General features: G+C 70.5%; 12 protein-coding genes. 9 read left to right on the top strand and 3 right to left on the bottom strand.

Annotated features, from left to right (window positions below):
• Positions 1–37 precede the first annotated feature (37 nt).
• Complete coding sequence (locus A3CE_RS0130055; protein ID WP_020643809.1) at positions 38–1,606, top strand: discoidin domain-containing protein; 1,569 nt, start codon at positions 38–40, stop codon at positions 1,604–1,606.
• Between the two features lie 77 nt (positions 1,607–1,683).
• Entirely contained in the window at positions 1,684–2,310 is a 627-nt protein-coding gene (locus A3CE_RS0130050; RefSeq protein WP_020643808.1) for an SAM-dependent methyltransferase, read from the top strand.
• Positions 2,311–2,365: 55 nt separating this feature from the next.
• Here A3CE_RS0130050 and A3CE_RS0130045 read toward each other — a convergent pair whose 3' ends face one another.
• Positions 2,366–3,382 (bottom strand): S1 family peptidase, encoded by a 1,017-nt coding sequence (locus tag A3CE_RS0130045; protein WP_020643807.1) that lies wholly within the window; start codon positions 3,380–3,382, stop codon positions 2,366–2,368.
• A 151-nt stretch (positions 3,383–3,533) separates the two neighbouring features.
• Positions 3,534–3,830: a GNAT family N-acetyltransferase gene (locus A3CE_RS0130040; RefSeq protein ID WP_020643806.1), complete on the bottom strand. Its 297-nt coding sequence runs from the start codon at positions 3,828–3,830 to the stop codon at positions 3,534–3,536.
• A 202-nt stretch (positions 3,831–4,032) separates the two neighbouring features.
• Here A3CE_RS0130040 and A3CE_RS0130035 point away from each other — a divergent pair, with 202 nt between their 5' ends.
• The 4 genes from A3CE_RS0130035 to A3CE_RS0130015 all read left to right on the top strand — a co-directional run bounded on the left by A3CE_RS0130035 (position 4,033) and on the right by A3CE_RS0130015 (position 7,413).
• Positions 4,033–6,210, top strand: a complete 2,178-nt coding sequence (locus A3CE_RS0130035) for a terpene synthase family protein (RefSeq protein WP_020643805.1) — start codon at positions 4,033–4,035, stop codon at positions 6,208–6,210.
• Positions 6,211–6,360: 150 nt separating this feature from the next.
• Entirely contained in the window at positions 6,361–6,951 is a 591-nt protein-coding gene (locus A3CE_RS0130025; RefSeq protein WP_020643803.1) for a DedA family protein, read from the top strand.
• A gap of 4 nt (positions 6,952–6,955) precedes the next feature.
• On the top strand, positions 6,956–7,186 hold the full coding sequence (locus tag A3CE_RS0130020) for a glutaredoxin domain-containing protein (protein WP_020643802.1): 231 nt from the start codon (positions 6,956–6,958) through the stop codon (positions 7,184–7,186).
• Positions 7,183–7,413, top strand: a complete 231-nt coding sequence (locus A3CE_RS0130015) for a putative acetyltransferase (RefSeq protein WP_020643801.1) — start codon at positions 7,183–7,185, stop codon at positions 7,411–7,413. The genes A3CE_RS0130020 and A3CE_RS0130015 overlap by 4 nt, the downstream gene beginning before the upstream one ends.
• Positions 7,414–7,614: 201 nt before the next feature.
• Here the strand turns inward: A3CE_RS0130015 and A3CE_RS0130010 are convergent, their stop codons facing one another.
• Positions 7,615–8,412, bottom strand: coding sequence for a TetR/AcrR family transcriptional regulator C-terminal domain-containing protein (locus A3CE_RS0130010; RefSeq protein ID WP_020643800.1), 798 nt, complete (start codon positions 8,410–8,412; stop codon positions 7,615–7,617).
• 76 nt (positions 8,413–8,488) lie between these two features.
• Between A3CE_RS0130010 and A3CE_RS0130005 the strand changes: the two genes are divergently transcribed.
• The 3 genes from A3CE_RS0130005 to A3CE_RS0129995 are packed head-to-tail and all read left to right on the top strand — an operon-like array spanning position 8,489 to position 12,467.
• The gene (locus A3CE_RS0130005; protein ID WP_020643799.1) at positions 8,489–10,780 is read left to right on the top strand and encodes an ATP-binding cassette domain-containing protein; all 2,292 of its coding nucleotides are present in this window, start codon (positions 8,489–8,491) and stop codon (positions 10,778–10,780) included.
• Positions 10,777–11,595 carry a siderophore-interacting protein gene (locus A3CE_RS0130000; RefSeq protein WP_020643798.1) on the top strand — a complete coding sequence of 273 codons (819 nt, stop codon included), beginning with the start codon at positions 10,777–10,779 and terminating at the stop codon, positions 11,593–11,595. Before A3CE_RS0130005 ends, A3CE_RS0130000 begins: the two co-directional genes overlap by 4 nt.
• Complete coding sequence (locus tag A3CE_RS0129995) at positions 11,580–12,467, top strand: phosphotransferase family protein (protein WP_020643797.1); 888 nt, start codon at positions 11,580–11,582, stop codon at positions 12,465–12,467. Before A3CE_RS0130000 ends, A3CE_RS0129995 begins: the two co-directional genes overlap by 16 nt.
• Position 12,468: the final 1 nt, after the last annotated feature.

The following is a 12,468-nucleotide window of genomic DNA, read 5'->3' as shown; positions in this document are numbered from 1 at the left end:
CCGCAGTCATCGTCCACCCCTTTCTCACGGAGGCAGCATGACCCGGCGTGCGTTCGTGCTCGTGGTGACCCTGTTCCTCGCGTTCGCCGGCGGGCCGGCGGCGAGCGCGGCCACCACGCAGCCGACCTTCCTCACCTTCTACGGCTGGTGGGACAACACCCCGCCCGGCGGCGACATCTCCTACCCGAAGATCCACGACAAGGCAGGCGGCAAGGGCACCTACGCCGACCCGGTCACCTTCGCCACCAGCAGCGACGAACTCAAGCCCGGCACCAAGGTCTGGGTGCCGCGGATGAAGAAGTACTTCATCATGGAGGACGGCTGCGACGAGTGTTCCGACGACTGGAACAGCAAGGGCCCGAACGGCGGTCCCGGCCTGCGGCACATCGACCTCTGGCTCGGCGGCAAGGGCGGCAGCGCCTTCGACGCGATCGACTGCGAAGACGCGCTCACGCACTACAACCCCGACAACACGCCGGTCATGGAACCCGTGGTCGTCGACCCGCCGTCCGACGAACCCTATGACGCGACGCCGATCTTCAACACCAGCACCGGTGAGTGCTACGGCGGCGCGAAGCCGAACACCACGGTCGGCCAGTACCGCAACAACTCCACCGGCACCTGCCTCGAAGCCCCGGGCAGCGGCACGACGTTGAAAGTGGCCGCCTGCACCGGAAGTGCCGCGCAGCGGTTCACCTTCCACGGCGCGTTCCTCGTCATCAACGACAAGTGCGCGGGCATCTCCGGCAGCTCGATCGTGCTCCAGACCTGCACCGGCGGTCCGGCGCAGCAGTGGTCGATCAACCCCGACGGCACCATCTCCGACATCCAGACCAGCAAGAAGTGCTTCCGCGCCTCGGGCACCACGCTCACCGCGGGCAGCTGCTCCGGCACCGCCGCCCGCTGGACGTTCACCGCGGCCGGCGCGTCGGGCCTCAGCGTGTCGCCTTCGTCGGTGTCGGTCGCGCCGGGCGCTTCGGCGACGGCCACCGTGACGTCCGCCGAGGCCGTCACGCTCTCCGCGAGCGGCGCTCCGGCGGGCGTGACCGTGTCCTTCTCCCCCGCGTCGGTGCCGGCGAACGGCACCTCGACCGTCACGGTCGCCGCCGCCGCGACCGCGTCCCCCGGCTCGGCGACGATCACCCTCACCGGCGGCACGAAGACGGCGTCGCTGGGTGTCACGGTGACCGGGACCGGCGGTGGCCCGGAAACCCTGCTGTCGCAGGGCAAGGCCGCGACGGCGTCGTCCACCGAGTCGTCGTCCTACCCGGCGAGCGCCGCCGTGGACGGGAACCTGACGAGCACCCGGTGGGCGTCCAAAGAGGGCGCCGACCCGCAGTGGCTGCGCGTCGACCTCGGCGCGACCGCCTCGATCTCGCACGTCAAGCTGACCTGGGAAGCCGCGTACGGCAAGGGGTACAGCGTCCAGGCCTCCGCCGACGGCACGACCTGGACGACGATCTACACCACTACGACCGGCAACGGCGGCACGGACGACCTCACCGGCCTGGCGGGCAGCGGCCGCTACGTCCGGATGAACGGCGTCACCCGTGGCACGTCGTACGGCTACTCGCTGTACGAGATGCAGGTGTACGGCACGGCCTGAGTTGCCGAACCGGCAACGAAGTTTGCTTTCCCGGGGACGTGCTCCGCATGCTCGGAGTACGTCCCCGAGGAGGAGCCTTGTCCCACACGCACGATCAGCCCATCACCGTCGAGAACCTGCTGAAGCGGGAGTTCTGGGAGGCGCTCTACCAGCGCGACGACCAGATCTGGAGCGGGAACGTCAACGTCAACCTGCGTACCGAGGTCGAAGGACTGAAGCCCGGCCGCGCCCTCGACCTCGGCTGCGGCGAGGGCGGCGACGCGATCTGGCTGGCGAAGCTCGGCTGGACCGTCGACGGCGCCGACATCTCGACCACCGCGCTCGCCCGGGCGGAAGCCGCGGGCAAGGAGGCGGGCGTGGCCGTCCGGTGGCTGCACCGCGACATCCTGACCTGGCGGCCCGAGGACACCTACGACCTGGTTTCCGCGCAGTACATGCACCTTCCGCCGGACCTGCGCCGCGACGTCTTCACCGCGGCCGCCGCGGCGATCCGGCCCGGCGGCTCGCTGCTGGTCGTCGGGCACTCGCCAAAGGCGATGCGGGAGTTCGACGGCCAGAAACCGCCGCAGGAGCTGTACTTCGAGCCCGAGGAGATCACCACCTACCTCGGCGACGCGGCGCAGTGGGTGGTCGAGACGTGCGAGACGCGCGGCGAGGGCCACCACACCGACGCCGTCTACCACGCGAAGCGGCTGGAAGCCTAGAAAGAGCGAAGGCCGCTCACCTCCCCCGACGGCGGTGAGCGGCCTTCGCCGGATTTCAGGCGAGCTCGAGGCCGTACGCCTGCAGTTCGAGGGTCAGCGGGTAGAAGTAGCTGGTCTGGGTGTCGCCGCCGGACAGCGTGCCCAGGCCCTTCGAACCGTCGTACGCCGGGCCGCCGGAGTCGCCGTGGTCGGTGTGCGCGGTGGTGCCGAACTCGTGGTTGAGCACGCCGACGTCGAAGTTGACCGACTCGTCGACCGAGGTCACCTGGCCGCTGCCACCGCCGGTGGTCGAGCCCTGCTTCTGCATCTGCTCGCCGACGGTGGGGGTCGCCGCGCTGGTGATCTGCTGGCCGGTGTTGATCTCACCGGGCCCGGTGCCGTTCGGGCGGGTCAGCAGGCCGGAGTCGGCGCCGGGGCAGTCGCTCTCGACGACCTGCGCGCCGGAGACGTCGCCGCCGGACCAGGTGCCGCCGAGGTTGGTGCAGTGGCCCGCGGTGAGCAGGAACGGCGAACCGCCGCGCGTCACGTTGAAGCCGAGCGAGCAGCGGCCCTGGCTGTTCTGGATCGCGTCACCGTCCTTGATGTACAGCTCCAGCTTGCCGGTGCGGTGCTCGACGCGGACGCTGTCGCCGTACTTCGCGGCGGCCGCGGAGACCTTGCCGGCGGTCTCCTTGCTGGCCGCGTCGTACACCTTCACCACGACCTGGTTGGTCTTGGTGTCGATGCCCCACGCGGTCTGCGGCACGTTCTTCACCGCGTCCAGCTGGTTCTTGACGCCGGTGAGCGCGGCGAAGGTGTGCTTGACCTTCTTCGCGGTGAAGCCGGCGGCCTGCACCTGCCGCATCGCGGCGTCGTCGACGACGTTCACGACGGCCTTGCCGTTCTCGAGGTAGATGCCGCCGGAAGCGGCGCCGAGCGAGTCGGCCACCTGGGTGGCGGCAGTGATGGCGTGGGCCTGCAGTTCCGCGAAGGCCAGCGGGGACGCAGTGGCGGCCGAAGCGCAAACACCGCTGGTCAGCGCGGCTGCCGACAAGACGGCGAAGGTCTTGAGGGCGGTCTTCCGGGGAGTCATCAACTTCCTCCAGGGTTGCCGTTGAAGTCTGTGCCGACACTTTCGTTGCCGGGCAACCAACGCACCACCGACGAAGGTTGGTTAATAACCAAGGGAACCGGACATACCACTCAGATCACCCCGAACGGCCTAACGCCGATACCCCTTCGGCCTACTCACGCGGCCAGCGGACGTGCTCCTCGTAACCCGGGTGCTTCTTCAGGTACCCGACGATGAACGGGCAGACCGGCACGATCGTCCGCCCGTTCGCGACGACGTCGTCGAGCGCGCCCGCCGCCAGGACCTTGCCCAGGCCCTGCCCGGCGAACGCGTCGTCGATCTCGGTGTGGGTGAACACCGTGAGGTCGCCGCGGCGGTCGTACTGCGCGACCCCCGCCAGCTTCTCCCCCGCCCACAGCTCGTAGCGGTCCTCGTCCGGGTTGTCGACCACTCTGGTCTCGTCGCTCATCGGCTCTCCTCGCTCGGGTACGTCCACCATCGTGCGACGGCCGCCCGCCGCGTGCTGACCGGGTCGTGAACCCCGCTGGGCCGGCCGGGGGATGCGTCCGGCCCGTTCGTGTGCAACCGGCCTGCTTCCCTTGGCGGGCACCGGTCTCGTTTGGTTGCCTCACGGGGTGCCTCAACAGCCGTTCGTCCTCCCCGAGTTCTACATGCCCTACCCGGCGCGCCTGAACCCGCACCTGGAGGGCGCGCGCGAGCACAGCAAAGCCTGGGCGCGCGGGATGGACATGATCGACGTGCCACAGCACGGCACGGTGATCTGGACCGAACACGACCTCGACTCTCACGACTACGCGCTGCTCTGCGCCTACACCCACCCCGACGCCGGCGCCGAAGAGCTCGACCTGATCACCGACTGGTACGTCTGGGTCTTCTACTTCGACGACCACTTCCTGGAGCTGTACAAGCGCACCGGCGACATCGACAGCGCGCGGACCTACCTCGACCGGCTCACCCTGTTCATGCCCGCCGAGGGCGAGATCACCGCGACGCCGGAGAACCCGGTCGAGCGCGGCCTCACCGACCTGTGGAACCGCACGGTCCCGCACCGCACGGCCGGCTGGCGGCGCCGGTTCGTCGAGAGCACGAAGGCGCTGCTGGAAGAGTCGCTGTGGGAGCTGGCCAACATCAACGAGGGCCGGCTCGCCAACCCCATCGAATACGTCGAGATGCGGCGGAAGGTCGGCGGCGCGCCGTGGTCGGCGAACCTCGTCGAGCACTCGGTGCACGCCGAGGTGCCTGACGAGATCGCCGCGTCGCGCCCGATGGAGGTCCTGCGCGACTGCTTCGCCGACAGCGTCCACCTCCGCAACGACCTGTTCTCCTACCAGCGCGAGGTCCAGGACGAGGGCGAGCTGTCCAACGGCGTGCTCGTGTTCGAGGAGTTCCTCGGGCTGAGCACCCAGCAGGCGGCCGACGCGGTCAACGACCTGATCACCTCCCGGCTGCACCAGTTCGAGCACACCGCCCTCACCGAAGTGCCCGCGCTGTTCGACGAGCACGGCGTCGACCCGGCCGCGCGCGCGGCGACGTTCGCCTACGTCAAGGGCCTGCAGGACTGGCAGTCCGGCGGGCACGAATGGCACCTGCGGTCCAGCCGGTACATGAACGAGGGCGCCTTGGCCGGCCGCGGCGGCCCGGAGCTGGTCGGCGCGGCCGGCTTCGGGACGTCCGCGGCGCGCATCTTCTCCTCGGTGCTCGCCACCGCGCCGCAACGGCTGCGGGCGTACGGCTCGACGCCGTTCCGCGTGGTCGACGTCCCGCGGCCGTCCGTCGACGTGCCGTTCCCGCTGCGGCTCAGCCCGCACCTGGGCACGTGCCGGGTGCGCAACGTCGACTGGGCGCGGCGCGTGGGTTTTCTCGACGGCGTGGTCTGGGACGAGCGGAAGCTGCGCGCCACCGACCTGCCGCTGTGTGCGGCGGGAATCCATCCCGACGCCACCGCCGACGGGCTCGACGTCACCAGCGACTGGCTGACCTGGGGCACCTACGCCGACGACTACTACCCGGTGGTGTTCGGCGCGACCCGCGACCTCGCGGGCGCGAAGGCGTGCAACCTGCGCTTGTCGGCGTTCATGCCGGTGGACGACTCGCCGATGCCCGCGCCCACGACGGCATTGGAAGCGGGGCTGGCCGACATCTGGCCGCGGACCACGGCCGCCATGACGCCGGAGGCCCGGCGCGAGGTGCGCCAGGCGGTCGACACGATGACGTCGAGCTGGCTCTGGGAGCTGGCGAACCAGGCGCAGAACCGGATCCCGGACCCGATCGACTACGTCGAGATGCGGCGCCGGACGTTCGGCTCGGACCTCACGATGAGCCTCTCCCGGTTCTCGCACGGCCGCTCGGTGCCGCCCGCGCTGTACCGGACCCGGCCGGTGCAGGCCATCGAGCACTCGGCGACGGACGTCGCGTGCCTGATCAACGACCTGTACTCCTACCGCAAGGAGATCCAGTACGAGGGCGAGCTCCACAACGCCGTGCTGGTGGTGCGGAACTTCCTCGACTGCCCGGAAGAGCGCGCGTTCGCCGTGGTCACCGACCTGGTGCACGCCCGGCTGGCGGAGTTCGAGCACGCGGCGGCGATCGAGCTGCCCGCCCTGTTCCGGGACTACGACGTCGCGCCGGACGTGCAGGAGATGCTGCTCGAGTACGTCGGGGAGTTCCGCGACTGGATGGCCGGCATCCTGAACTGGCACGAGAACGTGGGGCGGTACACCGAGACGGAGCTGCGGTACCACCCGGTGGCCGGGTCCGTGCTCGGCGGGCCGACCGGGCTCGGGACGTCCTCGCTGCGGATCTCGTCCCTGCTGCCCGCAGGTCGCTGAGCCGCGTTGCCTGCGCCACTCCGCCGGGCATCCGGGTCCGGCGGAGGCGATACTCGACGGTGTGAGCGGCTTCAACCTGCGTTTCCTCGGCCATTCGACCGTCCGCCTCGAACTCGGTGACCGGGTCGTTCCCGCTCCGGCGGACCGCGCGTGAACTGGACGGATCCGGCCGCCCTCGGGTACCCGGCGGTGTTCGGCGGCGTGCTGCTCGGCTCGATCATCCCGATCGTGCCCACCGGTGCGGTGGTCGGCGCCGCGGCCGCTGTCGCGACCAGCAGCGGCCGGCTGTCCCTGCCGCTGGTGATCGTCCTCTCCGTCCTCGGGGCCTACCTCGGCGACGTCGTGACGTTCGGGATCCCGCGTCTGGGCAGCGAAGCCGCGTTCCGCTGGATCAGCGGGCGCCAGCCCGCCGAACGGCTCGAAAAGGCCCGCGAGCAGTTCACCCGCCGCGGCTGGCAGCTCGTCGTGATCGGCAGGCTCGTCCCGGCCGGGCGGATCCCGGTGCTGCTCGCGGCGGCCGCGTTGAGCTACCCGTGGCGCCGGCTGCTGCCCGCCGCGCTCGTCGCCTGCGTCCTCTGGGCGACCGCATACAGCCTGCTCGGCATCGTCAGCGGAGGCGTCTTCGACTCACCCCTGATCGCGACCCTGCTCGTGACGGTCCTGGTCCTGCTGATCACGGTCCTCACCGCCCTGATCGCTCGCCGGCGGCGCAAAACCAAGGAAGCCCTGTTACGGAGGTAGTTTCGTGAAACTGACGGTGTACGGCGCGGACTGGTGCCCGGACGTGAAGCGCAGCCGCGCGCTGCTCGACCGCGAAGGCGTCGAATACTCCTATGTGGACGTCGAGGCGGACGCGGACGCCGAGCGCCGGGTCCGCGAGCTGCAGGACGGCGCGCGCCGCATCCCGACGATCGTGTGGGAGGACGGCACGTTCCTGGTCGAGCCGTCCGACGAGGAGCTGAGCGGGCGGCTGTGAAACTGCTGCGGGAACTACCGCTCGGCACGCGGGTCGTAGTGCGCTACCGGATCGAGGGCGGCTTCACCGACGCACTCGGGAACCTGGTGGCCCGCGACGAAACGACGTGCACGGTCGACACCCGCCGCGGCCCGGTCGTCGTCGAGTTCGCCGCTGTCACCCTCGCCAAGCCCGTGCCCCCGCCGCCGGTGCGGAAATCCGGTGGCGGCCCTCCGCCCGCTTTGTGACGATCGGAGTCATGTTCGAGGACTTGGTGGCCGAAGCTTCGGCGAAGTCCTCGACGGCTGCCCTTCCCTGCCGCCGCTGATGGTGGCCACCGAGTCGTGGCCGCCGAACGTCGCGAAGGCGTCGGCCCGGTTGCGGCCGGCGGGAGCTGCACGAACTGATCGAGCGGGAGGGCCCGTTCGTCGCCCACACGACCCGGTTCCTCATCGAGGCCCGGAAGCCTTGACGATCGCCGCTTCGACGCCGTCCAGCAGCAGCTCCAAGCCCGCCTCGAACGACAGCCGCGCCTCGCGCTCCAAGTAAGGCTCGTCGGACGGCGCTTCGAACGCGCCCTCGGCACCGAGCCGGGCCACCGTCGGGAACCGGGCCGTCAGATCCGGCGCCAGCTCACCCAGCAGCGCCGAGCGCGCGTACCACCAGTCCTCTTCGGACTGTCCCGTCTCGGTCGCCGCCTGGCGGGACTCCGCCGCCGCCTGGACCGAGCCGCGGACGACGTTGAACAGCGCCGCCACCACCCAGCGCACCCGGGACAACGGCAACCCGGTCGCAGCCAAGACGGAAAGCAGCGTCTCCTGGACGTGGAACTCCCCCGGCCCCAGCGCCGGGCGCGCCGGCGAGACCTGCAGCAGCCACGGGTGCCGCAAGTGCAGGTCCCACAACGAGCTCGCCAAGGCCAACGCCGCCGGGCGCCAGCCATCCGAAACCGGAAAAGACGAAGGCAGCTCCCCCAGCGTCCGGTCGTACATGAGGTCGACCAGCTCGGTCTTGCCCGGCACGTACGTGTACAGCGCCATCGCCGTGCGGCCGAGGCGTTCGCCGACCGATCGCATCGACAGCGCGCCCATGCCCTCGGCGTCCGCTATCTCGATCGCCGCCGCGACGATCGCCTCGACCGACAGGCCCGGTTTGGGGCCCGGGCCGGTGCGCGGCGCGACCACGCGCGGCCCCCACAGCAGTTCCATGGACCGCCGGGCGTCGCCCTGACCCGCGAAGACGACCACCTTGCCGACTCCTTACACCATAAAGTAATGTACGATGGACAATCACTTTACAGCCTAAGCTATCAAGAAGGACGGTATGACCTCACCCAGGCGGGCCGCCGACACCCACGACGTGATCGAGGTCCGGGGCGCCCGGGAGAACAACCTCACCGGCATCGACCTCGACATCCCGAAGCGGCGGCTCACGGTCTTCACCGGCGTCTCCGGCTCCGGCAAGTCGTCCCTGGTCTTCGGCACCATCGCGGCCGAGTCGCAGCGGCTGATCAACGAGACCTACAGCGCCTTCCTCCAGTCGTTCATGCCGAGCCTGTCGCGCCCGGACGTCGACCTGCTGGAGAACCTCAGCGCGGCCATCGTCGTCGACCAGGAACGGATGGGCGCCAACTCACGCTCCACGGTCGGCACCGCGACCGACGCCTACGCGATGCTGCGGATCGCGTACTCGCGGCTCGGCGAACCGTACGTCGGCACGTCCGGCGCGTTCAGCTTCAACCTGCCCGAGGGCATGTGCCCGGCCTGCGAGGGCCTCGGCCGGGTGTCCGACCTCGACGTGCGCGCCCTGCTCGACTTCAACCGCTCGCTCAACGAGGGCGCCGTCCTGGTCCCCGGGTGGGCGCCCGACAACTGGTACGTCCAGATCTACGTGTCCTCCGGCTTCTTCGACCCGGACGCGAAGATCCGCGACTTCACCCCGGAGCAGCTCGACGACCTGCTGCACAAGGGGCCGTGCAAGGTGAAGGTCGGCAAGAACAACCTCACCTACGAAGGCCTCGCGCTGAAGGTCAAACGGCTCTACCTGCAGAAGGACACCGAATCGCTGCAGTCGCACCTGCGGGCGTTCGTCGAGAAGGCGGCCACCTTCAAGACCTGCGGCGAGTGCGGCGGCGCCCGGCTCAACCAGGCCGCGCTGTCGGCGAAGATCGACGGGAAGAACATCGCCGACTGCTCGGCCATGCAGATCAGCGACCTCGCCGAGTTCGTGCGGAACCTCGACGCGCCGTCGATCCGGCCACTGCTGGGCAACCTGCGCGACACCCTCGACTCGCTGGTCGAGATCGGCCTCGGCTACCTCTCGCTCGACCGCGAGTCCGCGACGCTCTCGGGCGGCGAGGCGCAGCGGGTGAAGATGGTGCGCCACCTGGGTTCCAGTCTCACCGACGTCACCTACGTCTTCGACGAGCCGACCGTCGGGCTGCACCCGCACGACATCGAGCGGATGAACAACCTCTTGTTGTGCTTGCGGGACAAGGGGAACACGATCCTGGTCGTCGAGCACAAGCCGGAGACGATCCGGATCGCCGACCACGTCGTCGACCTCGGTCCCGGCGCGGGCGCCGCGGGCGGGCGGCTCTGCTACACCGGGAGCATCGACGGCCTGCGCGCGTCCGGCACGCTCACCGGCCGCCACCTCGACCACCGGGTCACGCTGCGCCCGGAGCCGCGCAAGCCGTCCGGGCACGTCAGGATCACCGGCGCTCGCCTGCACAACTTGCGTGACGTCAGCGTGAACGTCCCCCTCGGCGTGCTGACCGTCGTCACCGGCGTCGCCGGGTCCGGGAAGTCGTCGCTGATCCACGGCTCGCTGGCCCACCGGGACGGCGTCGTCGTGGTCGACCAGTCGGCGATCCGCGGGTCCCGGCGGTCCAACCCGGCGACCTACACCGGCCTGCTCGACCCGATCCGCGCGGCCTTCGCCAAGGCCAACGGCGTCAAGGCGAGCCTGTTCAGCGCCAACTCCGAAGGCGCCTGCCCGAAGTGCAAGGGGCTCGGCGTGATCTACACCGACCTCGCGATGATGGCCGGGGTCGCGTCCGTCTGCGAGGAGTGCGAAGGCAAGCGGTTCACGCCGAAGGTGCTCACGTTCGAGCTGCGCGGCAAGAACTCCGCCGCACCCAAGAACATCAGCGAGGTCCTGGCGATGTCCGTCGCCGAGGCGCGCGAGTTCTTCCCGTCCGGCACCGCGCGGACCGTGCTCGACCGCCTCGCCGACGTCGGCCTCGGCTACCTGACACTCGGGCAGCCGCTGACCACGCTCTCGGGAGGTGAGCGGCAACGGCTCAAGCTGGCGATCCGGATGGCCGAGCACGGCTCGACGTACATCCTCGACGAGCCGACGACCGGCCTGCACCTCGCCGACGTCGACCAGCTCCTGGCGCTGCTGGACCGGATCGTCGACGCGGGCAACACGGTGATCGTCATCGAGCACCACCAGGCCGTGATGGCCCACGCCGACTGGCTCATCGACCTCGGCCCCGGCGCCGGCCACGACGGCGGCCGCGTGGTCTTCGAAGGTACGCCGGCTTCGCTGGTGGCCGACGCCGCCACGCTCACCGCCCGGCATCTGCGCGAATACCTGGGAAAGCCATGAACCCGACCGGCCTGCTCGAAGTCACCGCGGTGCGGCGCGTGACCCCGCGCACCGCGCGCGTCACCTTCACCGGCGACGGCCTCGGCGAGCTGGAGCCGTGGCCGGACCAGCAGCTCAAGCTGCTGGTCCCGCCACCGGGCTGCCCGGTGCGGCTGCCGACGGCGGCGGACGACGACGTCATGCGCTGGTACCAGGCGTTCCTCGCGATCCCCGAGGAAGAGCGGCCGGTGATGCGCAGCTACACCGTGCGCTCGCGGAATCGCGGCACGATCGACGTGGACTTCGTGCTGCACCCCGGTCCGGCGGGCCCGGCCACGGCCTGGGCGTTCCAGGCGGCAGTGGGTGACGTCCTCGGCCGCTACGGCCCGGACCCGGCCTACCGCCGCCCACTGTCCGCAGCGGACACTCTGCTCCTCGCGGGCGATGAGACGGCGATCCCCGCCGTCGCCTCGATCATGTCCGAAGTGGACAGTCCAGCGGTGTTCCTCGAGGTCGAAGACGTGGCGGAGGAGCAGCCGCTGCCCGGCGAGGTGCACTGGCTGCACCGGAACGGCGCCGAGCACGGCAGCCGTCTCCTGGAGGCGGTGCGTGGGGCGGTGCTGCCGGCGGGGTCGGCGGCCTGGCTGGCCGGTGAGGCGTCGACGGTCCGCGCGTTGCGTCGTCACCTCGTCGGCGAGCGCGGCTTACCCAAGGGCGACATCGAGTTCACCGGCTACTGGCGGCGAAAGCTGACCCAGGACGACGCCCCGACGCCGGAAGATCTGGCCGACGCGGCGGAAAAGCTGGGAGACTCGGCCGGGTGGACGGGGAACTGATCGCATCGGGCATCGACCCGGCTTCGGTGGTGACGGCCGGGGAAATCGGCGGGGGTACGTACAACACGGCGGTCCGGCTGAGACTGGCGGACGGGCGGCGGCTGGTGCTCAAGATCGCGCCGACCGCTCCCGGTCTCGCACACGAACACGACCTGCTGGCGACGGAGGCGGAGTACTACCGCCTGGTGCCGGGGCCGCTGCCGTCGGTGGTGGGCGCCGGGCCGGGATTCCTGCTGATGACGGAGGTGCCCGGCGTTCCCTGGCACGGCCGCGAGGTCGCCGATCGTCCGCGGCTGCGGCGGGAGCTCGGCGGGATCGTCGCGGGACTGCACAAGGTGACCGGCGAGGGGTTCGGCTACCCGCAGGATCCCCTGCACCCGACGTGGCCGGCGGCGTTCACGGCGATGGTGGACGCCGTGCTCGCGGGCGCCGTCCGGTACGGGGTGCGTCTGCCGCGGCCGGCCGCGGAGATCGCGCACCTTGTGCGCCGTCACGAGCCACTGCTGGCGCTGGTCGCGACACCGGTCCTGGTGCACTTCGACCTGTGGGACGGCAACATCCTCCTCGACGACGGCCGGGTGTCGGGGATCATCGACGCCGAGCGCGCGTTCTGGGGCGACCCGGTGGCGGAATTCGTCTCCCTGACGCTGTTCCGCGACCTGGACACCGACCTGGTGGCGGGCTACCGCGCGGCCGGCGGCCCGGCGCGGTTCGACGCGCCCGCTCGCCGCCGGCTGGCGTTGTACCGCGTGTACCTGGACCTGATCATGCTGGTGGAGATGGCACCGCGCAAGGACGGCGACGCGGACCGGGCGAGGTTCGTCGCCGAACACCTCGGGAGGGACATCGACGCCCTGCACCGGGCCGTCTGAA

Source organism: Amycolatopsis balhimycina FH 1894, from assembly GCF_000384295.1.
GTDB classification, from domain to species: domain Bacteria; phylum Actinomycetota; class Actinomycetes; order Mycobacteriales; family Pseudonocardiaceae; genus Amycolatopsis; species Amycolatopsis balhimycina.
This window is presented reverse-complemented; position numbering and strand designations above follow the sequence as displayed.

Bases quoted from the DNA above. Each gene is read 5' to 3' on its own strand.
- A3CE_RS0130055 (WP_020643809.1), top strand. From the start codon at position 38: ATGACCCGGCGTGCGTTCGTGCTCGTGGTGACCCTGTTCCTCGCGTTC.
- A3CE_RS0130045 (WP_020643807.1), bottom strand. From the start codon at position 3,382: ATGACTCCCCGGAAGACCGCCCTCAAGACCTTCGCCGTCTTGTCGGCA.
- A3CE_RS0130040 (WP_020643806.1), bottom strand. From the start codon at position 3,830: ATGAGCGACGAGACCAGAGTGGTCGACAACCCGGACGAGGACCGCTAC.
- A3CE_RS0130035 (WP_020643805.1), top strand. From the start codon at position 4,033: ATGCCCTACCCGGCGCGCCTGAACCCGCACCTGGAGGGCGCGCGCGAG.
- A3CE_RS0130005 (WP_020643799.1), top strand. From the start codon at position 8,489: ATGACCTCACCCAGGCGGGCCGCCGACACCCACGACGTGATCGAGGTC.
- A3CE_RS0130000 (WP_020643798.1), top strand. From the start codon at position 10,777: ATGAACCCGACCGGCCTGCTCGAAGTCACCGCGGTGCGGCGCGTGACC.